Origin of the sequence: Tolumonas osonensis, from assembly GCF_014202415.1 — a bacterium.
Taxonomy (GTDB): Bacteria; Pseudomonadota; Gammaproteobacteria; order Enterobacterales; family Aeromonadaceae; genus Tolumonas; species Tolumonas osonensis.
Window position 1 is genome coordinate 142,478 of sequence record NZ_JACHGR010000003.1, and the last position, 26,787, is coordinate 169,264.

The following is a 26,787-nucleotide window of genomic DNA, read 5'->3' on the forward strand; positions in this document are numbered from 1 at the left end:
TAGTTGCAGGATATATATAACGCTATATATTAGATAGTTCTAATTTAATGGAGCATGGCTATGCGATATCTCTTAAGTCTCCTCATTATTCTCTCTGCCGGACTGGCTGTTGCCGCCGATACGCCATCCACCGGTGAAACACTGACCGTACAGCCAACAAATATCCCCGACTGGTTTATCATGGACGGCCGGATAGAACCGGTGGATCAGGGTACGGTATCCGCGCAGACCAGCGGCCGGATCAGTGCCATCACTGTGGATGTCAACGATGTGGTACCCGCCGGGCATCTGTTAATTGAAATCACCAACACCTCCCAGACCGCCGGGCTGGATCAGGCCAAAGCGGCGGTCAAAGCCGCTGAAGCCCGATATGCCGATGCGGAACGGCAACGTGCACGCCTGGTCGATCTGGTGAAGAAAGGTTCTATCTCCCGCCGGGAATATGACAGTGCCGCCACCGAAGCGGAAGCCGCCGCCAATGTATTAAAACAGGCCAAAGCCGAACTGGTGCGGGCGGGGGAGAATCTGGGATATACCCGGGTCGTCGCGCCCTATGCCGGTGTGGTATCGGGACGCCATGTGTCACTGGGTGAAACCGTCAATCCGGGCCAGTTGTTGCTGAGTGGCTATGCTTTTGAAAATATGCGGGTCGTGGCCTCATTGCCTGCCAGATATATTTCCCAGCTGAAAGAGACCACACCGCTTCAGGTCACCTTCCCTGACGGACAAACCCTGACGCTGCCGCAACACCAGCTGTTTCAGTTCGCCGATCCGGCAAGTCACAGTTTCACATTACGGGCCAATCTGCCAAAACAGGAAACGCCTATCTGGCGTAATGGCACCTGGGTCAAACTAGCCATGCCGCTGGCAACCAAACCGAAGCTGCTGATCCCGGAACATGCCGTATTGCGCCAGAATGAATTATCGGCGGTCTATCTGGCAGAAAAGGATAGTTATGTGCTGCGCCAAGTGCGGCTGGGCCGTCACTATGAGGATCAGATCGAAATCCTCTCCGGTCTGAATGCCGGTGATGTGATTGCTCGTGATGCCTATACGGTGATTGCTTCGCAGGGAGGCCACTATGCACCTTAAATCCGGTATCTCCGGACGGATCGCCCGTCAGTTTCTGCATTCGCCGATCACGCCGTTGCTGGCACTGCTGGGCCTGTTGCTCGGTGTCGCGGCGGTGCTCATCACGCCGAAAGAGGAAGAACCGCAGATTGAAGTGACGTTTGCGGATATCTATATCCCCTTCCCCGGTGCCAGTCCGCAGGAAGTCGAGCAGTTGGTGACCCTGCCGGCCGAACAGGTGTTATCCGAAATGAAGGATATCGACACCATGTACTCGTTCTCCCAACCGGGTGGCGCCATGCTGATTGTGGCCTTCAAGGTGGGGAAACCGCGGCAGCAGGCGCTGGTCGATCTGTACAATCAGCTGGATTCGAACAAGGACTGGCTGCCATCCGGTCTGGGAGTGAGTGAACCGCTGGTCAAACCGCGGGCGATCGATGATGTTCCCATCCTGAATCTAACCCTGTGGAGCAAACAGGCCGGGATCACCGCAGAACAGCTGACGCAGGTGGCGCACGGTCTGGAAACCGAACTGAAACGGCTGCCGGGCACCCGCCAGATCCAGACCGTAGGACGGCATGACCGGGTCGTACAGGTGACGGTCGATCCGGTAAAAATGAATGCGTTTGGTCTGGGCTGGCCACAGGTATCCCAGATATTACAGACCGCCAATCAGCAGCAGAGCAATCTTTCGCTGACACAGGAAAACCGTCAGATCAGTCTGCAGGTCGGTTCCTTTTTACAGTCTGCGGATGAAGTGGGTCAGCTGATTATCAGTACGCAGAACAGTCATCCGATCTATCTGTCTGATATCGCCGAGGTAAAAGAAGGCGCGGATGTCCCCACTGCCAATGTGTGGATGAGTCAGGACGGGAAGATTTATCCGGCCGTCACGCTGGCGATTGCCAAACAGCCCGGCATCAACGCCGTTGATCTGACCCGGGCGGTCAGCAGCCGGCTCGAAGCCGTTCATCACATCCTCATCCCGCAGGGGGTTGAAGTCAGTGTGACCCGGGATTACGGCCAAACGGCGAACGAAAAAGCCAATAAGCTGATCAGCAAACTGATTTTTGCAACGGCCGCCGTTATCGTGCTGGTCTGGATCAGCATGGGCTGGCGGGAATCAGTGGTAGTCGGTGGCGCCATTCTGCTGACGCTGGCGATGACGCTGTTTGCTTCCTGGGCCTGGGGATTTACGCTCAACCGGATCTCCTTGTTTGCCCTCATCTTCTCGATCGGGATCCTGGTGGATGATGCCATTGTGGTGGTCGAAAACATTCACCGGCACCAGAAAGATGGTGGCAACTGGAAAGAAGCCATTCCGCAGGCCGTCGATGAGGTCGGTGGCCCGACTATCCTGGCCACACTGACTGTCATTGCCGCGCTGTTACCGATGGCTTTTGTCAGCGGCATGATGGGACCCTACATGAGCCCGATCCCGATCAATGCCAGTACCGGCATGCTGATTTCGCTGGCGGTGGCGTTTATTGTGACGCCGTGGCTGGCACTGCATCTGCTGCGTTCCCATCATCAGGCAGAAGAACAACAGGCGCAGGAACACCGGGCCGTCGGTTTTTTCCGCCACTTCCTCAGCCGTTTTTTGCTGGGCGATAAGGCACAAAAAGCCCGGCGCAAACTGGCCCTGGTTGTCGGCTTATTGCTGGTTGGTTCTCTGGCCTTGCCGGTTGTACAGCTGGTCGTGCTGAAAATGCTGCCTTTTGACAACAAGTCAGAGTTTCAGGTGATGGTGGATATGCCGGAAGGCACCTCCCTGGAGCAGACGCAGTCGGTACTGCATCAGCTGGCGACGGAGGCTGAAACCATTCCTGAAGTCACCTCGGTACAGATTTATGCCGGTACCTCCGCGCCCATTAACTTTAACGGGCTGGTACGCCATTATTTTATGCGGCAATCCGCCGAGCTCGGTGATCTGCAGGTTAATCTGAAAGGCAAGGATGAGCGCGATCGCGCCAGTCACCAGATCGCCCGTGATGCCCGGGAACGTCTGACCCCTATCGCCATGAAAGCAGGCGCCGCCATCAAGGTCGTGGAAATTCCGCCCGGGCCGCCGGTCTGGTCACCGATCCTGGCGGAAGTGTATGGCCCGACCCAGGCCATGCGGGAACAGGCTGCCCTGCAGGTACAGGATATCTTCCGGACAACCGCAGATATTGTCGATGTGGATGTCGATGTCCCGGCCACTCAACAGCACTGGCAAATCAGTATCAATCGGGCGCGGGCTTCCCGGCTGGGGATTTCTGAAGCGCTGATCCGACAGACACTGGCAGGCGCCATTAACGGGCAGGATGTCAGTTATCTGCACACCCCCGATCAGAAATACGCCAAACCGATTCGTCTGCGTCTGGATGATGGCGAGAAAGTCGATCTGCTGGGTGTCCTGAGTCTGACCCTACCTTCTGCAGCCGGTAAGGCGATTGCTCTGAGTGAACTGGTTGATATCACCGAAGGCAGCAAACCACACAGCATCGTGCACAAAAATATGCAGCCGATGGTGATGGTCACCGCCGATATGGCCGGCAAGCTGGATAGCCCGCTGTACGGGATGGCCGAGATTGCCTCGACGCTCAGTGACCAGCATCCTGATTGGGAACAGTCACTGATCGGTCAGCCCGACGGCTTGTCCGGTGTCGCGATCAAATGGGATGGCGAGTGGAAGATCACCTATGAAACCTTCCGCGATATGGGCATTGCCTATTCCGTGGGGATCCTGCTGATCTACTTCCTGGTGGTGGCGCATTTTAACTCTTACAGCGTGCCGCTCATCATCATGGCCCCCATTCCGCTGACACTGGTCGGTGTCATGCCCGGCCATGCCCTGCTCGGCGCACCCTTCACCGCCACGTCGATGATTGGCATGATCGCACTGGCCGGCATCATTGTGCGCAACTCGATCCTGCTGGTCGATTTCGTCAATCTGCAGCGTGCCGCCGGGGTGGAACTGGCGCAGGCGGTGATCAACAGTGGTGCCGTGCGGGCAAAACCGATCATACTGACTGCACTGGCAGCGATGATCGGCGCGATGTTTATTCTGGACGATCCGATTTTTAACGGACTGGCGATCAGTCTGGTGTTCGGCCTGTTCGCATCGACCATGCTGACACTGGTGGTCATCCCGGTGCTTTATTTCCTTTACCTGAGACATAAAGGGTAAACCGTAAATCTCGCTGCCAGCGGGCATGCTGGCAGCTTTTTTAAACCAGGGCGATAACCCAGCCGCCAACTCCGCAACCGATCACCACCAGCCAAGGTGATATACGCCAGACCATTAAAGCCATCAGGGCCAGTAGCGCCAGCACAAAATCGGCAGCATGCTGCACAGCGCTCGTCCAGACCGGCTGGTATAGCGCCGCCAGCAAGATGCCCACGACCGCTGCATTGATGCCACTCAGCGCTGCCTGTACCGGCGCAAAACGACGCAACCGCTCCCAGAAAGGCAACACCCCCGCCACCAATAAAAATGACGGCAGAAAAATTGCCGTCAGTGCGACGACACCACCAAACCATCCCAGATCCGGCACGGACGCGCCGAGAAAAGCGGCAAAGGTAAAAAGCGGTCCCGGTACCGCCTGCGTGGCGCCATAACCAGCCAGAAAGGTTTCATTACTGACCAGCCCTGCGGGCACCACTTCTGCCTGCAAGAGTGGCAGTACAACATGCCCCCCGCCAAAGACCAGTGCCCCGGTCCGGTAGAAAATATCCAATAACTGAATAACCGGCCCGGATGACACGGTTGCCAGGATGGGTAAACTCACCAGCAGGACGACAAACAGTAGCAGCCAGATCACCCCATGGCGGTGACTAAGTCTGTTTCCCTCCGGATCCCACCCTGTTGAAGGCGTTGTCCGGAACAGAACATAGCCGGTGCCAGCCGCCACCAGAATGATGACCATCTGCGCCAGAACGGAAGGCCACAGCAAAGAGATGGTCGTCGCCATCAGCATCAGACTGATATGACGCTTATCGCGACAAAATTGTCCGGCCATTCCCCAGACCGCCTGCGCCACGACGGCAACGGCCACCACTTTTAATCCGTGCAGCACACCGGCCGGGACGTGGTTTTGCCAATGTGTGAGACCTGCTGCAAACAGGATCACTATCATGGCAGACGGTAATGTGAATCCGCACCAGGCAGCCAGAGCACCGCGGTATCCGCCCTGAACCAGACCCAAGGCCATCCCCACCTGACTACTGGCTGGTCCGGGCAGGAACTGACACAGTGCCACCAGATCCGCATAGCGCTGCGCACTCAGCCAGTGACGTCGGACAACGAACTCCTCCCTGAAATAACCTAAATGCGCCACCGGTCCGCCAAATGATGTCAGTCCCAGCCGCAAAAAAATTATCAGGATCTGCCATGCACTGATTTTCTGCGCCATATCAACCTTTTTCCCCAATGTCATCCAGCTCCCAAACTTAACAAAAAATTACGTAGAGTCATCAGGATTACTATACTGAATAAGCATGTTCTGAAAACAGAGAGGATGTCATATGTTACCTATCCTGTTGTACGAACCCTTACCACTGATCTATCTTTGCGGCGGAGCAGCCCTGCTGGCTAAAGGAGAAAGTGGACTACTGTTAATTTCAGCGGGTCTTTTCTTCTGGGCCGGAGCGCTCATCTGGATACTCAGATCCAAAAGCCGGCGGACAGATATACGCCCTACCCGCCAACATTTTTCTCCTAAATACCTGTTCTTTCCTGAGGCATTGTATGAATTCAGACCCTTCTTCTATTCATTTGTCGGGATTTTATTCATCAGGAATACCGGACAGACATTTTGGCTGGTTACTGGCTCGATTCTGATTTTATGGGCCGTTTATTGTCTGTACCGACGTGCGGTTAACCGGCGCCATATGACCAGAGAGCAGCATAAAAGTGCAAAACTGAAAACCAGGATTACTGACTGAAGAACACGGCATACCTGAATTCAACCACCACGCCAAACCATGGACCCGGTCACTACCGGGTCTTTTCATATCAGCAATGCACATAGTCAAACCGGGTATCCCGTTTCAGCAGTTCCGCCAGCTGTTTCAGCGTCGACACCAGCGCCGCTTCGTTTTCGATTGCCATCAGTGACAAACGGATCGCATTCGGCGTCACTGCCTGTGGATCCGCTTTAAAATAAGAAGCGCTGCTGACCAGAATCCCTCTGTTTTTCGCCGCCAGCGTAAATGCATCCGCCTGCCAGTATGCCGGTAATTCCAGCCACAGATGATAACTGTCAGGCTGACTGTACAGCGTAAATTCCGCTAGCTGCTCTCTGGCTAATTGCTGACGACGAAGCGCAATCTGCCGCTGTTCTTTTGCAATACGGAACGCTTCGCCGGAATGGATCAGGATCGCGGCCGCCGCAAAAGGAACCGGGGATGGTAGCCAGATAGTGGCACGGATAAATGCCGCCAGCCGCTCACTTTCCGTTGCCGGTGTCTTGATAAAGGCACAGCGCATACCCGGACTGATCGCTTTTGACAGGCTGGTAATGTGAAAACTGTACTGCGGGGCAAAATTGGTGATCGCCGCAATCGGCTGCGGATTGAGAAATCCGTAAATATCGTCTTCTACCAGCCATATGCGATGACGATTGATCACAGCCGCTATCTGCTGGCGCCGTTCAGCCGGCATCGTCGCCGCAGTCGGATTCTGATGCGATGGCACAATCATCACCATGGCGATATCCGACGATTGACATAGGTCATCCAGGGCCTGCGGTAACATCCCATCTGCATCCATGGCGATCGCGACCACTTTCCTGCCCAGCATATTCGCCATCGACAAGATGCCGGGATAGGTCAGCGCTTCCACCGCGATCGTATCACCAGGTTGCGTATAGCACTGGATCAAGGCAGATAATGCATGCTGGGCTCCGCTCGCCAGCACGACATCATGATGATCGGTGACCTCAAGACCATAATGCCGGGCCCACATTGCGCCCATCAAACGGTGCCGGGCCAATCCGGTATGCTCGACATAACCGTAGAGTGCTTCATTGCCCCGGTTCAGTATCTGTGAAAATGCCTGGTTTAACCGCTCCGAATGCTGAGACAGACAAGGCTGCAGAATAGAGAGATTTTTCTCCGTTTCACTGCTTTCCGCACGGATCACATCCGACAGCTGACTGTGGTTACAGACAAAGCTGCCCCGTCCGACAAACGACTCAATCAGCTTTCTCTCCGCCAGAGTTTTGTAAGCTTTAGCCACCGTGATGGGGGTCGTCCCCAGTTGCTGTGCCAGTTCACGATGCGTCGGCAACTGACTACCTTCCGTAAACTGGCCGGAACGGATTAATGCTTCTATCTTTTTTACAATGGCTAAATATTTAGGCGCACTCATAGTGTCTTACCGGATAAACCTCATTGACTAAAGATAACATATATCAATTAACATATATAACAGAAGAAAATGAGCCAGACAGTGCGCAACAGCACCAAAATACAGGCATATCGAGATTACAGGACAACTCAATTGACATATGTCATTTAAAGATCGATTATCTCCTCATACCACCAATCAGGAGGGATCATGATGGACATTAATAAAGTTGCGTTTATTGGCCTGGGCGTCATGGGGTCACCCATGGCTGGCTATTTACAGCAGAAAGGGTTTAACACTACGGCTTATAACCGCACGCACAGTAAAGCCAAAGCCTGGCAGGCGCTGTATAACGGAAAAATTGCCGCCACGCCCCGGGAAGCAGCCCGGGATGCTGACATCGTGTTTATGTGCATCGGTAATGACAATGACGTGCGCGGCGTCTGTTACGGTGACGACGGCATCCTCGCTGGCTTAAAACCCGGCGCCATACTGATTGACCATACGACTGCCTCGGCCACCCTAGCGCATGAGCTGGAAAATGCCTGCCACAAGCAGGGAAATCATTTCATGGATTGCCCGGTCTCCGGTGGTCAGAGTGGTGCCGAAAAAGGCTGCCTGACCATCATGTGCGGCGGCGACGAAAAGACCTTTGCGGTGGTTAAACCGGTGATGGAGTCTTATGCCCGTCAGATCCAGCTGGTTGGACGGTGTGGTGCCGGACAACGTTGCAAGATGGTGAATCAGATCTGTATCGCCGGGGTGTTGCAAGGCTTGAGTGAAGGACTGTTGCTGGCCGAGACCGTGGGGCTGGATATTCATCAGGTGGTCGAGACGCTGAAATTTGGTGCCGCCGGTTCCTGGCAGATGGAAAACCGCGCCGAAACCATGGCGAAAAACCAGTTTGATTTCGGGTTTGCGATCGACTGGATGCGTAAAGATTTAGGCATTTGTCTGGAAGAGGCTGAACGACAGAATATCGATTTGCCACTGACCAGAGAGGTGGATGAACGCTACGCAAAACTGCAGCAGGAAGGCTGTGGCCGGATGGATACCTCCGCGCTGATCCTGGCACTGAAAAAATAGCAGACATAAAAAATCCGGCGTTGAGCCGGATTTTTCTTCATGGCGAAACAGAATTAACGTTTCTTCGCTTTGGCGTTCGGCAGGTCGGTAATCGAACCTTCGTACACTTCCGCAGCCAGACCCACTGACTCGTGCAGCGTCGGGTGAGCATGGATAGTCAGCGCGATATCTTCGGCATCCGCACCCATTTCGATGGCCAGACCGATTTCACCCAGCAGTTCACCGCCGTTGGTGCCGACAATCGCACCACCGATCACACGGTGAGTGGCCTTGTCGAAAATCAGTTTGGTCATACCGTCAGCGCAGTCAGAGGCGATCGCACGACCGGAGGCTGCCCATGGGAACACCGCCGTTTCAAAGTTGATGCCTTTGGCTTTCGCTTCTTTCTCGGTCAGACCCACCCACGCGATTTCCGGTTCGGTATACGCGATAGAAGGGATCACTTTCGGATCGAAGTAGTGTTTCTTGCCAGCGATAACTTCGGCAGCTACGTGACCTTCATGCACACCTTTGTGCGCCAGCATTGGCTGACCCACGATGTCACCGATCGCGAAAATGTGCGGTACGTTAGTACGCAGCTGTTTATCCACTTCGATGAAACCACGTTCGGTCACAGCGATACCGGCTTTCTCGGCATCCAGCGCTTTACCGTTTGGTACACGGCCTACAGCTACCAGCACGCTGTCATAACGAACCGGTTCTGCCGGTGCCTGTTTGCCTTCGAAAGAGACATACAGACCGTCTTTTTTCGCTTCAACCGCAGTCACTTTGGTTTCCAGCATCACGTTGAATTTCTTCTCGACACGTTTTGCGTAAACCTTCACCACGTCTTTATCGGCAACCGGAACCAGCTGATCCGCGAATTCAACCACGTCGATTTCCGCACCCAGCGCTGAGTACACAGTACCCATTTCCAGACCGATGATACCGCCACCCAGCACCAGCAGTTTGCCCGGAACTTCTTTCAATTCCAGCGCATCGGTAGAATCCCACACGCGTGGGTCGTTGTGCGGAATGAACGGCAGTTTTACCGGACGGGAACCCGCCGCGATAATCGCGTTATCAAACTTAACGGTCGTCACAGCGCCATCAGCCGCAGTCACTTCAATGCTGTTCGGGCCAGTGAACTTGGCAACACCATTCACCACCGGCACTTTACGCTGCTTGGCCATGCCAGACAGACCGCCGGTCAGCTTGGTTACTACCTTTTCTTTCCACAGACGGATCTTGTTGATATCAGTCTGCGGTTCGCCGAATACGATACCGTGTTCTGCCAGCGCTTTGGCTTCTTCGATCACTTTCGCTACGTGCAGCAGCGCTTTAGACGGAATACAGCCCACGTTCAGACAGACACCACCCAGGGTACCGTAACGCTCGATCAGAACGGTATCCAGTCCCAGATCGGCAGCACGGAAAGCAGCAGAATAACCAGCAGGACCGGCACCGATTACCACAACCTGAGTTTTAATTTCATTACTCATCATGACCTCGATTCTTTATCTCAGTTGCTACCGGAAACCGGCTTAAACCAGCCCGTTTCCGGTAAGGCAGACAAAATTACAGTACCAGACGACGAATGTCGGACAGCACACCAGTCAGCGTCGTAATGAAACGCGCACCATCAGCACCGTCAATGACGCGGTGGTCATAAGACAGCGCCAGCGGCAACGTCAGTTGTGGTACGAATTCTTTACCGTTCCACTTCGGCTTCATGTCTGATTTAGACACACCCAGAATCGCCACTTCCGGCGCATTCACGATTGGGGTGAACTGAGTACCACCGATGCCACCCAGGCTGGAAATAGTGAAGCAACCACCCTGCATGTCCGCACCAGTCAGTTTACCGGCACGTGCTTTCTTGGAGATCTCAGCCAGATCTTTCGACAGTTCATAGATGCCTTTCTTGTTAACATCACGAACTACCGGTACAACCAGACCGTTTGGTGTATCCACCGCCACACCGATATGAATGTATTTTTTCATGATCAGTGTAGAACCATCTTCTGACAGCGAGCTGCAGAAACGCGGATGTGCTTCCAGCGCTTTCGCGGCCGCTTTCAGGATGAACACCAACGGTGTGATCTTGAAGCCCAGTTGCTGTTTCTCGGCAATCACGTTCTGTTCTTTACGGAACGCTTCCAGTTCACCGATATCCGCTTCATCAAACTGCGTTACGTGCGGGATCATCACCCAGTTACGATGCAGGTTTGGACCAGAGATTTTCTGGATACGGGTCAGCGCAACTTCTTCGATTTCACCGAATTTCGCGAAATCAACTTTCGGCCATGGCAGCACGCCCAGACCTGCGCCCGCGCCGCCAGCGGCCGGTGCAGAAGCAGCACGTTTCAGTGCTTCTTTCACGTAGTTCTGAACGTCTTCTTTCTGGATACGACCTTTACGACCAGTACCCTTGACGTTTGACAGGTTAACACCGAATTCACGCGCCAGACGACGGATGGCCGGCGTGGCGTGAACATAAGCATCACCCGCTACAAATTCACCTTTCTCTTCCGCTTTCGCCGCAGCAACAGGCGCTGGCGCTGCAGCCGGAACCGCTTTGACCGCTGCAGGCGCAGCAGCTTGTGCAGCAACCGGTGCCGGAGCAGGTGCAGCACCCGCCACTTCGAATTCCATGATCAGCGAGCCGGTTTTCACCTTGTCACCCACCGCGATTTTCAGCGCTTTGACCACACCGGCAAACGGTGCAGGCACTTCCATCGAAGCCTTGTCGCCTTCTACGGTAATCAGCGATTGATCAGCGTCAACCGCATCGCCGACTTTCACCAGAATTTCGGTAACAGCCACTTCGTCACCACCGATATCCGGGACATTGACTTCTTTCACCGCAGCAACCGCTGGCGCTGCCGCGACAGGAGCCGGAGCCGGAGCAGCAGCAACAGGGGCCGCCGCAGGCGCAGCGCCCGCCACTTCGAATACCATGATCAGGGAACCGGTAGACACTTTGTCACCCGCAGCCACTTTGATTTCTTTCACCACACCGCCAAACGGCGCAGGCACTTCCATCGAAGCCTTGTCACCCTCTACGGTGATCAGGGACTGATCCGCTTCAACGGTATCGCCCACTTTCACCATGATTTCGGTGACAGCCACTTCGTCACCACCGATATCCGGTACGTGAACATCTTTTGCTGCCGCTGCTGCAGCAGGTGCCGCCGCAGGGGCCGCTTCAGCTGCCGGAGCCGGTGCAGTCACTGCCGCATTGGCCGCTTCAAAGACCATGATCAGAGAACCAGTAGAAACCTTGTCGCCTACTGCAATTTTGATCTCTTTGACGATACCGGCTTCCGGAGCCGGTACTTCCATTGAAGCCTTGTCGCCTTCGACCGTGATCAGGGACTGATCCGCTTCAACCTTGTCACCTACCTTGACCAGGATTTCGGTAACGGAAACTTCATCACCGCCGATATCCGGAACAAAAATGTCTTTAGACATGCCATTTCCCCTTATGCGTACAGCGGGTTGATCTTGTCAGCATCGATACCGTATTTCGCAATGGCTTCTGCCACTACTTTCTTGTCTACGGTGCCTTGTTTCGCCAGTTCAGTCAGTGCAGCGACAACGATGTAACCTTCGTTCACTTCGAAGTGACGACGCAGGTTTTCGCGGCTGTCTGAGCGACCGAAACCATCAGTACCCAATACACGGAAGCTGCTTGCCGGTACAAAGTTACGTACCTGTTCGGCATATGCTTTCATGTAGTCGGTCGCGGCGATAGCCGGCGCAGTACCCATCACCTGAGCGATATATGGCACTTTGGCTTCCGCTTCCGGATGCAGCATGTTGTAACGATCTGCATCCTGACCATCACGTGCCAGCTCGTTGAAGCTGGTGACGCTGTACACATCAGAACCGATACCGTATTCGTCTGCCAGGATCTTACCGGCACGACGCGCATAGTTCAGAATTGAACCACAACCCATCAGCTGAACCTGGCCCTTCGCACCGGCGTTGGATTCCAGTTTGTAGATACCTTTACGGATACCTTCTTCAGCACCAGCAGGCATCGCCGGGTGATGATAGTTTTCGTTCAGTGTGGTGATGTAGTAGTAGATGTTTTCCGGATTGTCACCGTACATACGACGCAGACCGTCCTGAATAATCACCGCGACTTCATACACGAACGATGGATCGTAGCTGACGCAGTTCGGGATGGTGCCAGCCAGAATATGGCTGTGACCGTCTTCGTGCTGCAGACCTTCGCCGTTCAGTGTGGTACGGCCGGAAGTACCGCCTACCAGGAAGCCACGCGCCTGCTGGTCACCCGCTGCCCATGCCAGATCGCCGATACGCTGGAATCCGAACATAGAGTAGTAGATATAGAACGGGATCATCGGGCAGTCGTTGGTGCTGTAAGACGTTGCCGCCGCCAGCCATGAAGACATAGCGCCCAGTTCATTGATACCGTCCTGCAGGATCTGTCCTTTCTGATCTTCCTTGTAGTAGGAAACGATCTCTTTATCCTGCGGGATGTACTGCTGACCGTGCGGGCTGTAGATACCGATCTGACGGAACAGACCTTCCATACCAAAGGTACGGGCTTCGTCTGCCAGAATTGGCACCAGACGCTGACCCACGGATTTGTCTTTCAGCAGCACGTTCAGGCTGCGGACAAACGCCATGGTGGTCGAAATTTCACGGGTCTGCTCACCCAGCAGCGCATCAAACGCTGACAGCTCAGGAATATCCAGTTTCACGGTAGTCTGAGGCAGACGAGTTGGCAGATAGCCCTTCAGCGCCTGACGACGTTCGTGCAGATATTTGTATTCTTCTGAACCTTCTTCGATTTTCAGATAAGGCAGATCTTTCAGATGTGCATCATCCACTGGCACGAAGAAGTGATCACGCAGATGACGGATAGAATCCATATCCATCTTCTTGACCTGATGCGCAATGTTTTTGCCTTCAGCTGCTTCACCCATGCCGTAACCTTTGATGGTATGCGCCAGGATCACAGTTGGTTTGTCTTTCGCTTCTGAGGCTTTCTGGAATGCCGCAAACAGTTTACGTGGGTCATGACCACCACGTTTCAGTGCGAAGATCTGCTCGTCGGTCCAGTCAGCCACCAGCGCGGCGGTTTCCGGATATTTACCGAAGAAGTGTTGACGGACATAAGCACCATTTTTGGACTTGAAGGTCTGGTAGTCACCGTCCAGGGTTTCATTCATCAGCTGGATCAGTTTGCCGGAAGTATCTTTCTTCAGCAGCTCATCCCACTTGGAGCCCCACATAACCTTGATGACATCCCAGCCTGCGCCGCCGAAGATACCTTCCAATTCGTTGACTACTTTACCGTTACCAATAACCGGACCATCCAGACGCTGCAGGTTGCAGTTGATAACAAAGATCAGGTTATCCAGCTTCTCGCGCACAGCGATGGTGATCGCGCCTTTTGATTCCGGCTCGTCCATCTCACCGTCACCCAGGAAGGCGTACACTTTCTGCTGGGAACAGTCTTTGATACCGCGGTTGGTCAGGTATTTCAGGAAACGCGCCTGATAGATCGCACCAACCGGGCCTAAACCCATAGATACGGTCGGGAACTGCCAGAACTCCGGCATCAGTTTCGGATGCGGATAAGAGGACAGACCTTTGCCATCCACTTCCTGACGGAAGTTATCCAGCTGCTCTTCAGTCAGACGGCCTTCAGCAAACGCACGTGCGTAGATACCCGGGGCGATATGACCCTGGAAGTAAACCAGGTCACCGCCATCTTTCTCGTTACGCGCACGGAAGAAATGGTTGAAGCACACATCGTAAATTGTGGCAGAAGAAGCGAAAGAGGACATGTGTCCGCCCAGCTCCAAGCCTTTCTTCGATGCACGCAATACGATCATCACCGCGTTCCAGCGGATAATTGCGCGGATACGTTGTTCCAGCTCTAATTTGCCTGGGTAGGCCGGTTCATCGCTGGCTGCAATGGTATTGATATAGTCGGTCAGCACCTTACCACCAGTACCAGTGCCTGCAGCTAAACCTGCTTTGCTGGCTGCTGATGACAATTGATCCAGAATGTATTGAGCACGTTCCGGACCTTCTTCCCGCAGCAGTGATTCCAGGGCGGTTAACCACTCCTGAGTTTCTACCGGGTCCACATCATGTTTAAGGAGTTCAGACATGGCTGTTTCCTGTGTTTGTTGACTGCATGTTGGTTTGTAAGGCTAGCCTTGATGGATCTGCCGCGAAGGACGTTGCGCTCGCTCGTCCTCCCGCTGTATATCCAGCAGGGTATCCTCGATAAAAGCCAGGTGCTCATGGCAAGCATCTCTGGCCTGTTCTGGGTGGCCTGCCAGGATCGCCGCAATCAGGTCTGACCTGTGACGACGGATCCGGTTAACCACCCCCGGACGCTGATTCAGTACTTCAAGATTGCCGAGAATGTTACGTTCCAGTAACTCCCGGATGGCCCGCATCAGGTGTAACAACACCACGTTATGCGAGGCTTCTGTCATGGCGAGATAAAAGGCAGACACAGCCTTGGCTTCGGCGGCGACATTACCGCTGGTCTGTGCTTGTTCGATATCATTCTGTAGCTCGCGCATGTGAGCAAAGTCGGCTTCATTCCCCCGAAGCGCGGCGTAATAGGCCGCGACGCCTTCGAGAACATGACGGAATTCAAGGAGATCGAATTGGGAACCGGGATGATTGGCCAGTAATTCGAAGAAAGGGTCTGACAATCCACGGTTCAGTTCGCTCTTGACGTAGGTACCACCACCCTGACGGCGATAGAGCAACCCACGAGCTTCCAGACGCTGGATTGCTTCACGCAGAGAAGGTCGGGAAACCCCGAACTGTACAGCCAGCTCACGCTCTGGCAACAACTTCTGGCCAGGTTGCAAAGTGCCGTCGACAATCATCTGTTCCAGTTCGGCAACAATGCTGTCAGACAGTTTTGGCTGGGTTGGTTTGTATTCAGTCATGTGAAATTTGTTAACTTGGTATTACCAATAAACGAATTGTTAAACAAATTAGCAAAATCATTAACAACTGTCCACGAATTATCTGACTAAAATCAAAAAACAGCGGAATATTTTCTCTAAGGTATGACCAAACGATAACAGGCCATTAACAAATGGTTAAATCAGGTCGTTTCATCCAGTTGCAGCGCGATATACAGCAGCAAGCGATCGTCAAAATTTTCCTTTAGATCCAGCCCGGTCAGCTCCGCAATGCGATTCAGACGGTACTCAAGGGTATTCCTATGAATATAAAGCGCTTTTGCGGTCGCGATAGGCTGTACATTGTGCTTGAACCAGGCCATTAAGGTGCGTCGCAACAGGCCATTGGTGTCCATCACCTTCAGTTTTTGCATAGGTCTGACCAACTCACTGGTTTGCCAGCTACCACGCAGGCTGTCCAGCAGCACTGGTAACATCAGATCCTGATAGTTGTAACTGCGTTGTTCCGGGTAATAGAGCTTGCCAATCTGTAAGGTGGTGCAGGCTGTACGGTACGAACGGGCGATGCTGCCATCGCCGCTGAAGTAGTTACCCAGTGCGATACGTAATTTAAGTCCGCCGGACATGCTCATGTTAGCCAGCAGCGTATCGATCTGTTTTTTCAGCCGGGCCGAATCCCAGCGGCCGGCATTGCCCAGTGCCGGTTTCAGTACCACGATTTCCGTCAGCGATACGGTTGCCACCAGATTCTGCTTTTCCGGCGTATTCAGCAGGTTCTGCAGTTGCTGCAATTCCGAGATGGCGGTATCGACCCCGAGCTGTCCACTGTCGATTTCAATCACGGCCGCTACGCGCGGCAAATTCAGATCGATCCCCAGGCGCTGCGCCCATTCAATCTGATCCGACGAGAGCGATTCAGAGCGGATCAGATTCAGCACCAGCTCTTCACGCAGACGGCTGTCCTGTGCCAGCATGGACAACAACCGGGCCTGTTCCAGCATCATTTCCGCGGTCATGCAGACCAGCTTACCGAATTGCTGCAATTGGGAGGGCTCGCCGGTCAGACCGATGATCCCGACAATCTGGCCATCAATGCGCATTGGCAGGTTGATACCGGGTTTAACCCCCTGCAGATGTTTCACCAGGTTGGAATCAATCTCCACCATACGGCCATGCGACAGGGCCAGCAGTGCACCTTCGTGCAATTCACCAATACGCTCCGGATCGCCACTACCGATGATGTAACCTTTGGAATCCATGATATTGACGTTGCAGTCAATAATACGCATGGTACGGGCAACGATTTCCTGTGCCAGACGGGAGTCGAGAAATTTATTAAACATGGATAAGCCTTCGCAAGCAGAACAGCCATAACAGGCGCTTACGATAGTAGATTGGTCAAATGCACAAAATCGAATGGATCACAATTGTGACAGCTTGTTGCAATGCACTGTCACAATTATGAGCACCGGCTAGATCAGCACGGTAACAACTTTAAAGTAGCGGCAATATTGCGGGCGGTGAGACGCACATTTTCAGCGGCATTGCTCAGCGCATCTTCCAGTGTGCAGACTTTATTCAGCACGCTGAACACACAGTCCAGACCGTGTTCATACACGACAGCGACATCGCTGCTCAAACTGCCGGCAATACCGATGACAGGTTTGTTATACCGTTTGGCCAGTTTAGCCACGCCGACCGGCACCTTGCCTTTAATACTCTGGCTATCAATACGCCCTTCTCCGGTGATCACCAGATCAGCATCAATGATGGCTTTTTCCAGTCCCACGGCTTCGGTGACGATATCAATACCGGAACGCAGTTCGGCATTCAGGAAAGCCAGCAGTGCGGCACCCAGGCCACCCGCAGCCCCGGCACCCGGCGCAAATTCCACATCCTTGCCGGTCTGACGGGCGATCACCTCGGCATAGTGCTTCAGATTTTCATCCAGAAAACGCACCATGGCGGGATTGGCCCCTTTTTGCGGCCCGAAAATGGCGGAAGCGCCCTGCGGACCGGTCAGCGGGTTGGTCACATCACAGGCCACCGTGATGCGGCAATCTTTCAGACGCGGATCCATGCCGGACACATCGACATATTCCAGCTCAGACAGGCATTGTCCGCCTTTTCCGATATTATGGCCGGATTTATCCAGCAGGTGAATTCCCAGCGCCTGCAGCATGCCGGCACCACCATCGTTGGTGGCACTGCCACCCAGACCGATGATGAATTCGGTTACCCCGAGATCCAAGGCCGCCCGGATCAGCTCACCGGTACCATAACTGGTGGTAATCAGCGGATTACGTTCTTCCGGCGGAATACACTCCAGACCACTGGCGGAAGCCATCTCGATCACAGCACATTGCTGATTGCCGGTAAGACCAAAATGGGCCATCACGGGTTTACCGGTCGGACCAGTCACACTGACATTGATCTTACGACCACCGGTTGCTGCGACCATGGCTTCAACGGTGCCTTCGCCACCATCGGCAACCGGCAGTTTGACATATTCCGCATCCGGATAGATTTCGCGAAATCCAGCCTCAATCTGAGTGGCCACATCCATAGCGCTCAGACTTTCCTTGTACGAATCGGGGGCAATGACTATCTTCATAATTCACTACTTCGCGAAATAATCGCGTCCTCGGTCATTCATCTACGGCATCAGAGTCAGCCCGGTGCTGGGGTACGGTCGCACCGGGCTGTTTTTTTCCCTTAACGAGAAATCTCTACTTTTGCCAGTTTTTCGTAGTAGCGGGCCAGTGCACTGTGGTCACATTCGCCCATGCCATCGGTTTTCAATGCCTGCATCATTTCCATGACAGCGGCAGTCAGTGGCAGTGATGCGCCAACGCCGTGTGAGGTATCCAGCGCGTTCGCCAGATCTTTGATGTGCAGATCGATACGGAAACCCGGTTTGAAATTACGATCCATGATCATTGGCGCTTTCGCTTCCATCACGGTGCTGCCAGCCAGACCACCACGGATCGCCTGGAACACCAGATCCGGGCTCACACCCGCTTTGGTGGCCAGTGACATAGCTTCAGACAGTGCGGCGATGTTCAGCGCTACGACTACCTGGTTTGCCAGTTTGGTCACGTTGCCCGCACCGATATCACCGGTGTGAACCACAGAGCCTGCCATCGCTTTCAGCACGTCATAGCATTTATCGAAGACTGCCTTGTCACCACCGACCATCACAGACAGGGTGCCGTCAATGGCTTTTGGCTCACCGCCGGATACCGGCGCATCCAGCATGACAACGCCTTTTTTCGCCAGTTCAGCAGCGATTTCACGGCTCGCCAGTGGCGCAATCGAACTCATATCCACCACGATGGTGTTTTTGTTCGCACCTTCGATCACGCCGTTTTGACCCAGCACTACGGTTTTCACGTGTGGGGAGTTCGGCAGCATGGTGATCACGATATCAACCTGTTCCGCTACTTCTTTCGGGCTTTTTGCCGCTTTGGCGCCCGCTTCAATCAGCTCGCCAACTGCAACCTGATTCAGATCAGAAACTACCAATGAATAACCGGCTTTCAGCAGGTTTTTGCTCATTGGTTTGCCCATAATCCCCAGACCAATAAAACCGATTTTCAGACTCATTTTCTTTTCCTTCTTGATACTGTTGCAGCTCATTCAACCGTTCACTCAGACGGGGCATATTCCCCAGTCTGGGTAAACGTCGAATAGTTACTTCTTGAATTTGTCGCATAATGCTTGTGTTGCGCTACGGAACACACCGAGATCACTGCCAACCGCAACGAAAGTGGCGCCCCACTCCATGTAACGGCGGGCATCATTTTCGTTCGGTGCCAGAATACCGCTGGCTTTGCCATGGGCTTTCGCACGGTCAAACACATACTTGATGGCTTTCTGCACTTCAGGATGACCCGGCTGACCGATATAGCCCATGCCGGCAGAGAGATCGCCAGGGCCGATAAACAGGCAATCCACACCGTCCACCGCCGCGATTTCGTCGATGTTATCGACTGATTTCTGCGTTTCGATCTGCGCGATCACGCTGATGTTGTCATTGATGGTGGCGAAGTAGTCCGGCATGGTGCCGTAAGCGTTGTTACGGTGCGCAACGGAAACACCACGGATACCGGCAGGTGGATAGCGGGTAGACGCTACGGCCTGTTTGGCATCTTCTGCTGATTCAATGAATGGGATCAGCAGATTGTAGAAACCGATATCCAGCAGACGTTTGATGGTCACTGGCTCATTCACTGGTGGACGCACCACCGGCTGGCTGCTGCTGTCTTTCAGCGCCATCAGCTGCGGGATGAAGGTGGAAATGTCGTTCGGGGCATGTTCACCGTCCAGCAGAATCCAGTCAAAACCGGCCAGACCTAATACTTCGGTAGAAATCGGATTCGCTAATGCGGACCAGCACCCAATCTGTACGGTCTGATTCTGAAGGCTTTTACGAAGCTGATTGGGTATGTACTGCTTGTTCATGTTCATTTCCTTGAGTTGTTCGGAGCAGGCAACTCGCCTGCTCCTGACGACAAATTAACGCACCATGCAAGGACGTTTGTTATCAAACTTCCAGCCAGGGATCAGATACTGCATACCGATAGAGTCATCACGCGCATTCAGGGCTTGTGACTTGTACAGCTCATGCGCTTTCAGCACCTGTTCCATGTCCACATCCACACCCAGACCTGGTTTTTCCGGCACTTTCACCAGGCCGCCTTTAATTTCCGGCGCTTCTTTGGTCAGGCGGTCAATGCCTTCCTGCCAGATCCAGTGGGTGTCAATCGCGGTGATGTTGCCAGGCGCAGCCGCAGCCACCTGAGTGAACATCGCCAGAGATATATCGAAGTGGTTGTTAGAGTGTGAACCCCAGGTCAGACCCCATTCGTGACACATCTGCGCCACACGGACAGAACCCTGCATGGTCCAGAAATGTGGATCCGCCAGCGGAATGTCCACAGAATTCAGTTGTACAGAATGGCCCATCTGACGCCAGTCGGTAGCGATCATGTTGGTCGCTGTTGGCAGACCGGTCGCACGACGGAATTCCGCCATTACTTCACGACCAGAGAAGCCCTGCTCTGCGCCACATGGATCTTCTGCGTAAGCCAGCACACCTTTCAGGCGTTTACCAACACGGATCGCCTCCTCCAGTGACCATGCACCGTTCGGGTCAAGTGTCACACGAGCTTCCGGGAAACGTTTTGCCAGTGCAGTCACCGCATCCGCTTCAGCATCCGCGCTCAGTACGCCACCTTTCAGTTTGAAATCGTTGAAGCCGTATTTTTCGTACGCGGCTTCTGCCAGACGCACCACACCTTCCGGATCCATCGCTTCTTCGTGACGTACGCGATACCAGTTGCAGCTTGCGTTTTCGTTGCTCAGGTATGGCAGATCGGTTTTCTTGCGATCACCCACGAAGAACAGGTAACCCAGCATTTCCACCGCATCACGTTGCTGACCATCGCCCAGCAGCGCACAGATTGGCACATTCAGGAACTGACCCAGCAGGTCCAGCATCGCTGATTCCACCGCAGTCACCGCATGGATCGCGGTACGCAGATCGAATGTCTGTAAACCACGGCCACCAGAGTCACGATCCGCAAACTCTTTGTGCATGCGGGTCATGATGTTTTTGTATTCACCCAGTGATTTACCGATGATCAGCGCTTTGGAATCTTCCAGTGTCTGACGGATTTTTTCGCCGCCCGGCACTTCACCCAGACCGGTGTGGCCCGCGCTGTCTTTCATGACAACGATGTTACGGGTGAAGAATGGGCCGTGCGCACCACTCAGGTTCATCAGCATACAATCGTGGCCCGCAACCGGGATAACCTGCATTTCAGTGACTACAGGGGCTGTAGAAAAACTCATCTTTAAATCTCCATCCAAGAACAGACTCCCGTTTGAGAGTCCGGTATTAAATTGATTAACGGATCATGCAAGGACGCTTGCGATCAAACTTCCAGCCAGGGATCAGATACTGCATCGCCATGGCATCGTTACGCGCACCGGTTGGCAGCTTTTTATGCAGCTCGTGCGCTTTCATCACCTGATCCATATCCAGCTCGACACCCAGACCCGGTTTATCAGGAACTGCAATCTTGCCATCGACGATTTGCAGCGGCTCTTTGGTCAGATGCTGACCTTCCTGCCAGATCCAGTGCGTATCAATCGCGGTCGGATTACCCGGCACCGCCGCACCCACCTGCGTGAACATCGCCAGCGAGATATCGAAGTGGTTGTTGGAATGACAACCCCAGGTCAGACCCCAGTCATTGCACAGCTGCGCGACACGTACCGCACCGGTCAGGGTCCAGAAGTGCGGATCAGCCAGCGGAATATCGATGGCGTTCAGCATCACGGTATGCGCCATTTCACGCCAGTTGGTAGCGATCATGTTGGTCGCGACCGGCAGACCGGTAGCACGACGGAATTCCGCCATGATTTCACGACCGGAGAAGCCCTGTTCTGCGCCGCACGGATCTTCGGCATACGCCAGAATACCTTTCATGCCTTTGCACAGACGGATGGCATCTTCCAGCAACCACGCACCGTTCGGATCAACCGTAATTCGGGCATCCGGGAAGCGTTTCGCCAGTGCCGTCACAGTTTCAATTTCATCTTCACCGGCCAGTACACCGCCTTTCAGTTTGAAATCCTTGAAGCCGTAACGGTCTTTCGCCGCTGCTGCCAGTTCCAGTACGGAATTGGTATCCATCGCTTTTTCATGGCGCAGGCGATACCAGTCATGTTTGCCGGTTTCCGGTGCCTGATAAGGCAAATCTGTTGCCTGACGATCACCGATGTAGAACAGGTAACCCAAGACGGTGACTTCATCACGCTGCTTGCCCGGGCCCAGCAATTCGCAGACCGGTACATTCAGGAATTTACCCATCAGGTCCAGCAACGCCGCTTCCAGTGCTGCTACCGCGTTGACACGCAGTTCAAATGTCCAGGCACCTTTACCGAAGGTTTCAAAATCGGAACCCATATTGCCGGCGTGCATCTGGCTGACAATCTTGTTCAGTACCGCAATCTGTTTGCCTTCAACGTGGGGAATCGCATCCACCAGCGTCTTGTAAATCACTTCACCGCCCGGCGCCTCACCAACGCCGGTGTTTCCGGCGTTGTCTTTCAGAATGACGATGTTACGAGTGAAGTAGGCACCGTGTGCACCACCGATGTTCATCAGCATGCTGTCATGACCGGCAACCGGGATAACCTGCATGGATGTAATAACCGGGGTAGTAGACATACTCATGACTCTGCCTCGCTTATGCTGCTTTCAGTTCAATACGTTTGATGGTACCGACAATGAAGACGAAGCTGATAATCGCCAACAGAGCATGCAGACCGACATAAACCAGCGCACCGTTGAATGAACCTGTTGATTTGATAATGTAGCCAATCGCAATCGGAGTAACGATACCGGAGATGTTACCGAACATGTTGAACAGACCGCCGCTCAGACCACTGATCTCTTTCGGCGCGGTATCTGCCATTACAGCCCAGCCCAGTGCGCCCACGCCTTTACCGAAGAACGCCGCCGCCATCACGATGATGACCATCATTTCCGAATCAACGTAGTTACAAATCACCATCGACATAGAGAGCATCATGCCTAATACGATTGGTGTTTTACGGGCCAGCGTCAGGCTGTAACCACGGCGCAGCATGTAGTCAGAGATAATGCCGCCCAGTACACCACCGGTGAAACCGCAGATAGCCGGGATGGAAGCAATGAAACCCGCTTTCAGAATCGACATACCACGTTCCTGTACCAGATAAACCGGGAACCAGGTAATGAAGAAGTAAGTCAGCGCGTTGATACAGTATTGACCTAAGTAAACACCCATCATCATGCGTGATTTCAGCAGCTGCTTGATCGCATCCCATTTAGAGATAGTGAGCTTACTTTTAGCGGCCTGATGGTCCATATTGGTCAGCGCACCGCCTTTCTCAATATATTCCAGCTCAGCGCGGTTCATGCTTGGATGTTCGGTCGGGTTCTTAATGACTTTCAGCCACACGAAACTCAGCAGAATGCCTAAGCCACCCATGAAGAAGAACACATGTGACCAGCCCACAGCATGCGTTAACCAGCCCATGATTGGCGCGAAAATAACGGTCGCGAAATACTGGGCGGAGTTGAAGATAGAAACTGCAGTACCACGTTCCTGCGCCGGGAACCAGGCCGCCACAATACGGCTGTTACCCGGGAATGAAGGTGATTCACACAGGCCAACCATAAAACGCAAAATAAATAACCCGATAATTGCATTGGAAACGCTACCCAATGAACCAACGAAGCCTTGTAACAAGGTAAATATGGACCAGGTCAAAATACTGAAGAAGTAAACTTTCTTGGAACCGAAGCGATCCAGTAACCATCCCCCCGGGATCTGGCCAATTACATAGGCCCAGGAAAATGCCGAGAAGACATATCCCATCCCAACTGAATCCAGACCTAATTCTTTGGTCATGGATGCACCGGCAATCGATAAGGTCGCACGATCGCCATAGTTAAATGCGGTGACGATAAATAACATCACGACAATCCAATAACGGACGTTCGTGCGTTTTTCCGCCTCCAAAGTCATTGTATTTACTGATTCCATTGTATTCTCCCGGTTTATAGCTTCAGGCTATAAAGATGTTGAGTAACTTAATTAAGCAATCCGGCAAACAAAGTTATTGAACACTACCACTTGATTTTTTTATTGCCGGGAGACTCACTGCGTCACAACAGCAAACAAAACCAAAACGTCCAACTCGGGGAAAAGTATAAATAGACAGCGTGGCAGGTTCATCGTGCAAAAACACAACAATGATTAATAATAGCGGCAATATACTTGGCATTAGCACAAATATTTAGCGAATGGATCACAAAACAGCAGATAACCACATGATCAATGCAACCGGTTTACTAAAAATCCGGTTTTATCTTTAAAAATAAGATCACACATCACATTTTTATAATTTAAATATTGCACTTTTTTATAAAATAAAAACAAAAAGTGATTTATGCCTAATATCACAATCTATGAGTCATTTGACCAAAATAATAAGCAAACAAGAGCACATATATTGTTTAAAACAACAATGCCAGACTAAAGCAAATAGCGTATTTTTTAACAGGGCTTCAATTAACAAATTAATAACAAGGTAATATATGTCTGCAAACAATAAGTCATATGCACAGCCGCATTATATAAAGGTGCATCCCGATGATAATGTGGCGATTGTCGTTAACAGTAACGGTCTTCCTGAAGGCAGCCGGTTCCCGTGCGGATTAACATTAACCGAGCATGTGCCTAAAGGACATAAAGTTGCATTACAGGCAATTGCACAAGGTGAAGCCATCATTCGTTATGGCGAAGTCATCGGTTATGCCAATGAACCAATCCAACAGGGTGGCTGGATTAGCGAACATCAGGTTGATCTGCCTAAAGCTCCGGCACTGGAAACACTGCCGTTAGCCACCAAAGTCCCTGCACCGCAACCACCGCTGGAAGGTTATACCTTTGAAGGTTACCGCAACGCCGATGGCAGTGTCGGTACCAAAAACATGCTGGGCATTACCACCAGCGTGCAGTGTGTCGCCGGTGTTGTCGATTACGTCGTGAGAATCATTGAACGGGATTTACTGCCCAAGTATCCCAATGTGGACGGTGTCGTGGCCCTGAACCATTTATATGGCTGTGGTGTCGCCATCAATGCTCCCGCTGCCGTGGTGCCGATCCGTACCATCCACAACCTGGCGAAGAACCCGAATTTTGGTAATGAAGTACTGGTGGTCGGGCTGGGTTGTGAAAAACTGCAACCGGAACGCTTGCTGGCCGGAAATGAAGAGCTGGAACAAATCAACGTCGATAAAAGCCAGATCATCATGCTGCAGGACGAAGCTCACGTCGGTTTTAAAGCCATGGTTGACGATATTCTCGGCCAGGCCGAAAAACTGCTGGCAAAACTGAACCTGCGCAAACGCGAAACCTGCCCGGCTTCCGAACTGGTGCTCGGTGTACAGTGCGGTGGTAGTGATGCCTTCTCCGGTGTGACCGCCAACCCATCCGTTGGTTATGCGGCAGACTTGCTGGTGCGCTGTGGCGCGACCGTCATGTTCTCCGAAGTGACCGAAGTGCGTGACGCCATTCACCTGCTGACACCACGTGCTGCCAACGAAGAAGTCGGTAAAGCCTTACTACGCGAAATGGCTTGGTACGACAATTATCTGGATACCGGCAAAACCGACCGCAGTGCCAACCCCTCTCCCGGCAACAAAAAAGGTGGTCTGGCCAACGTGGTCGAAAAAGCGCTCGGCTCGATTGCCAAATCCGGCAGCTCAGCGATTGTCGAAGTCTTATCGCCAGGCCAGCGCCCAACTAAAAAAGGACTGATTTTCGCTGCAACCCCGGCCAGTGACTTTGTGTGCGGCACACAACAGCTCTCTTCCGGGATCACCGTACAGGTCTTCACCACGGGTCGGGGAACGCCTTATGGCTTAGCCGCAGTGCCTGTGATTAAAATGTCGACGCACAGCTCACTGGCTGAACGCTGGCATGATCTGATCGATATTGATGCCGGCTCTGTCGCCACCGGCGAGAAGACCATCGAAGAACTGGGCTGGGAAGTGTTCCACTTCATTCTTGATGTTGCCAGTGGCCGCAAGAAACCATGGTCGGATCAATGGGGCCTGTTCAATGCACTGTCTGTGTTTAACCCGGCTCCGGTGACCTGATCACGACTGCAACAACTGACGATACCGATCCCAGTCAAACGAAGGACCCGGATCGGTTTTTCTTCCCGGGGCAATATCCGAATGCCCCGTGATCCGTTCAGCCGTGATCACCGGATACTGCTGCTGCAGCGCCAAGGTGACTAACGCCAGTTGCTGATACTGCGCTTCGGTATACCCACCTTCATCCGTCCCTTCCAGCTCAATACCTATCGCAAAGTCATTACAGTTTTCACGGCCATCAAACTGTGATCGTCCGGCATGCCAGGCGCGATCCAGAAAACCGACATACTGCACCACTTCCCCATCCCGGCGGATCAAGCAATGAGCCGACACCTGCAGATGCGCGATTTCGGCAAAATACGGATGAGCCTGTGGATCCAGTTTTCCGGTAAACAATTCATCAATATGCGGTCCACCGAATTGTCCCGGCGGTAAGCTGATGCCATGTACCACCAGCAACGAAACAGGCTCCCCTTCGGGGCGCTGATTAAAAAACGGTGACGGACAATGCCGGGCCTCAGCAAGCCAACCTTGCTCATTTATCAACCACTTTTTCTGCCACATACCGGTTTCCCTCTCTGCTTTTAGCGCCAGAGCATGCTACATGGTATGCTTACATCCAACATCTTTTTGTTTCGACCGGAAAATCCGGCTAA

At 53.1% G+C, this 26,787-nt stretch carries 19 protein-coding genes; 5 read left to right on the plus strand and 14 right to left on the minus strand.

Annotated elements, in window-relative coordinates:
• Positions 1-60 precede the first annotated feature (60 nt).
• A complete protein-coding gene (locus HNR75_RS05140; protein WP_188025938.1) occupies positions 61-1,092 on the plus strand; it encodes an efflux RND transporter periplasmic adaptor subunit in 1,032 nt (343 codons plus the stop codon).
• Entirely contained in the window at positions 1,082-4,243 is a 3,162-nt protein-coding gene (locus tag HNR75_RS05145) for an efflux RND transporter permease subunit (RefSeq protein ID WP_188025939.1), read from the plus strand. Before HNR75_RS05140 ends, HNR75_RS05145 begins: the two co-directional genes overlap by 11 nt.
• Positions 4,244-4,283: 40 nt before the next feature.
• On the opposite strand, the gene chrA is transcribed toward HNR75_RS05145, so the two are convergent.
• Positions 4,284-5,492 (minus strand): chromate efflux transporter, encoded by a 1,209-nt coding sequence (gene chrA, locus HNR75_RS05150; RefSeq protein ID WP_246358756.1) that lies wholly within the window; start codon positions 5,490-5,492, stop codon positions 4,284-4,286.
• An 88-nt stretch (positions 5,493-5,580) separates the two neighbouring features.
• Here chrA and HNR75_RS05155 point away from each other — a divergent pair, with 88 nt between their 5' ends.
• Positions 5,581-6,000, plus strand: coding sequence for a hypothetical protein (locus tag HNR75_RS05155; protein WP_188025940.1), 420 nt, complete (start codon positions 5,581-5,583; stop codon positions 5,998-6,000).
• A 70-nt stretch (positions 6,001-6,070) separates the two neighbouring features.
• On the opposite strand, the gene HNR75_RS05160 is transcribed toward HNR75_RS05155, so the two are convergent.
• The gene (locus HNR75_RS05160; RefSeq protein WP_188025941.1) at positions 6,071-7,426 is read right to left on the minus strand and encodes an aminotransferase-like domain-containing protein; all 1,356 of its coding nucleotides are present in this window, start codon (positions 7,424-7,426) and stop codon (positions 6,071-6,073) included.
• Between the two features lie 189 nt (positions 7,427-7,615).
• On the opposite strand from HNR75_RS05160, the gene HNR75_RS05165 reads away from it, so the two are divergent.
• Positions 7,616-8,491 carry an NAD(P)-dependent oxidoreductase gene (locus HNR75_RS05165; RefSeq protein WP_223157782.1) on the plus strand — a complete coding sequence of 292 codons (876 nt, stop codon included), beginning with the start codon at positions 7,616-7,618 and terminating at the stop codon, positions 8,489-8,491.
• Positions 8,492-8,544: 53 nt separating this feature from the next.
• Here HNR75_RS05165 and lpdA read toward each other — a convergent pair whose 3' ends face one another.
• The 11 genes from lpdA to HNR75_RS05220 form a co-directional block, all read right to left on the minus strand.
• On the minus strand, positions 8,545-9,972 hold the full coding sequence (lpdA, locus tag HNR75_RS05170; protein ID WP_188026136.1) for a dihydrolipoyl dehydrogenase: 1,428 nt from the start codon (positions 9,970-9,972) through the stop codon (positions 8,545-8,547).
• Positions 9,973-10,048: 76 nt separating this feature from the next.
• The gene (gene aceF / locus HNR75_RS05175; RefSeq protein WP_188025942.1) at positions 10,049-11,944 is read right to left on the minus strand and encodes a pyruvate dehydrogenase complex dihydrolipoyllysine-residue acetyltransferase; all 1,896 of its coding nucleotides are present in this window, start codon (positions 11,942-11,944) and stop codon (positions 10,049-10,051) included.
• Positions 11,945-11,955: 11 nt separating this feature from the next.
• Complete coding sequence (aceE, locus tag HNR75_RS05180; protein ID WP_188025943.1) at positions 11,956-14,628, minus strand: pyruvate dehydrogenase (acetyl-transferring), homodimeric type; 2,673 nt, start codon at positions 14,626-14,628, stop codon at positions 11,956-11,958.
• Positions 14,629-14,670: 42 nt separating this feature from the next.
• Positions 14,671-15,429 carry a pyruvate dehydrogenase complex transcriptional repressor PdhR gene (pdhR, locus tag HNR75_RS05185; RefSeq protein ID WP_188025944.1) on the minus strand — a complete coding sequence of 253 codons (759 nt, stop codon included), beginning with the start codon at positions 15,427-15,429 and terminating at the stop codon, positions 14,671-14,673.
• A gap of 161 nt (positions 15,430-15,590) precedes the next feature.
• On the minus strand, positions 15,591-16,751 hold the full coding sequence (locus tag HNR75_RS05190) for a CdaR family transcriptional regulator (RefSeq protein WP_188025945.1): 1,161 nt from the start codon (positions 16,749-16,751) through the stop codon (positions 15,591-15,593).
• Between the two features lie 134 nt (positions 16,752-16,885).
• Positions 16,886-18,022, minus strand: a complete 1,137-nt coding sequence (locus HNR75_RS05195) for a glycerate kinase (RefSeq protein ID WP_188025946.1) — start codon at positions 18,020-18,022, stop codon at positions 16,886-16,888.
• 101 nt (positions 18,023-18,123) lie between these two features.
• A complete protein-coding gene (gene garR, locus HNR75_RS05200) occupies positions 18,124-19,014 on the minus strand; it encodes a 2-hydroxy-3-oxopropionate reductase (protein WP_188025947.1) in 891 nt (296 codons plus the stop codon).
• An 87-nt stretch (positions 19,015-19,101) separates the two neighbouring features.
• Positions 19,102-19,872 carry a 2-dehydro-3-deoxyglucarate aldolase gene (gene garL, locus HNR75_RS05205; protein ID WP_188025948.1) on the minus strand — a complete coding sequence of 257 codons (771 nt, stop codon included), beginning with the start codon at positions 19,870-19,872 and terminating at the stop codon, positions 19,102-19,104.
• 54 nt (positions 19,873-19,926) lie between these two features.
• Positions 19,927-21,264: a glucarate dehydratase gene (gene gudD, locus HNR75_RS05210; protein WP_188025949.1), complete on the minus strand. Its 1,338-nt coding sequence runs from the start codon at positions 21,262-21,264 to the stop codon at positions 19,927-19,929.
• Between the two features lie 55 nt (positions 21,265-21,319).
• Entirely contained in the window at positions 21,320-22,654 is a 1,335-nt protein-coding gene (locus HNR75_RS05215; RefSeq protein ID WP_188025950.1) for an enolase C-terminal domain-like protein, read from the minus strand.
• Positions 22,655-22,667: 13 nt separating this feature from the next.
• On the minus strand, positions 22,668-24,011 hold the full coding sequence (locus tag HNR75_RS05220) for an MFS transporter (protein WP_188025951.1): 1,344 nt from the start codon (positions 24,009-24,011) through the stop codon (positions 22,668-22,670).
• Positions 24,012-24,565: 554 nt separating this feature from the next.
• On the opposite strand from HNR75_RS05220, the gene garD reads away from it, so the two are divergent.
• Positions 24,566-26,131: a galactarate dehydratase gene (gene garD, locus HNR75_RS05225; protein ID WP_188025952.1), complete on the plus strand. Its 1,566-nt coding sequence runs from the start codon at positions 24,566-24,568 to the stop codon at positions 26,129-26,131.
• Here garD and ampD read toward each other — a convergent pair whose 3' ends face one another.
• A complete protein-coding gene (ampD, locus tag HNR75_RS05230; RefSeq protein ID WP_223157783.1) occupies positions 26,132-26,695 on the minus strand; it encodes a 1,6-anhydro-N-acetylmuramyl-L-alanine amidase AmpD in 564 nt (187 codons plus the stop codon). It lies immediately after the preceding gene.
• Positions 26,696-26,787: the final 92 nt, after the last annotated feature.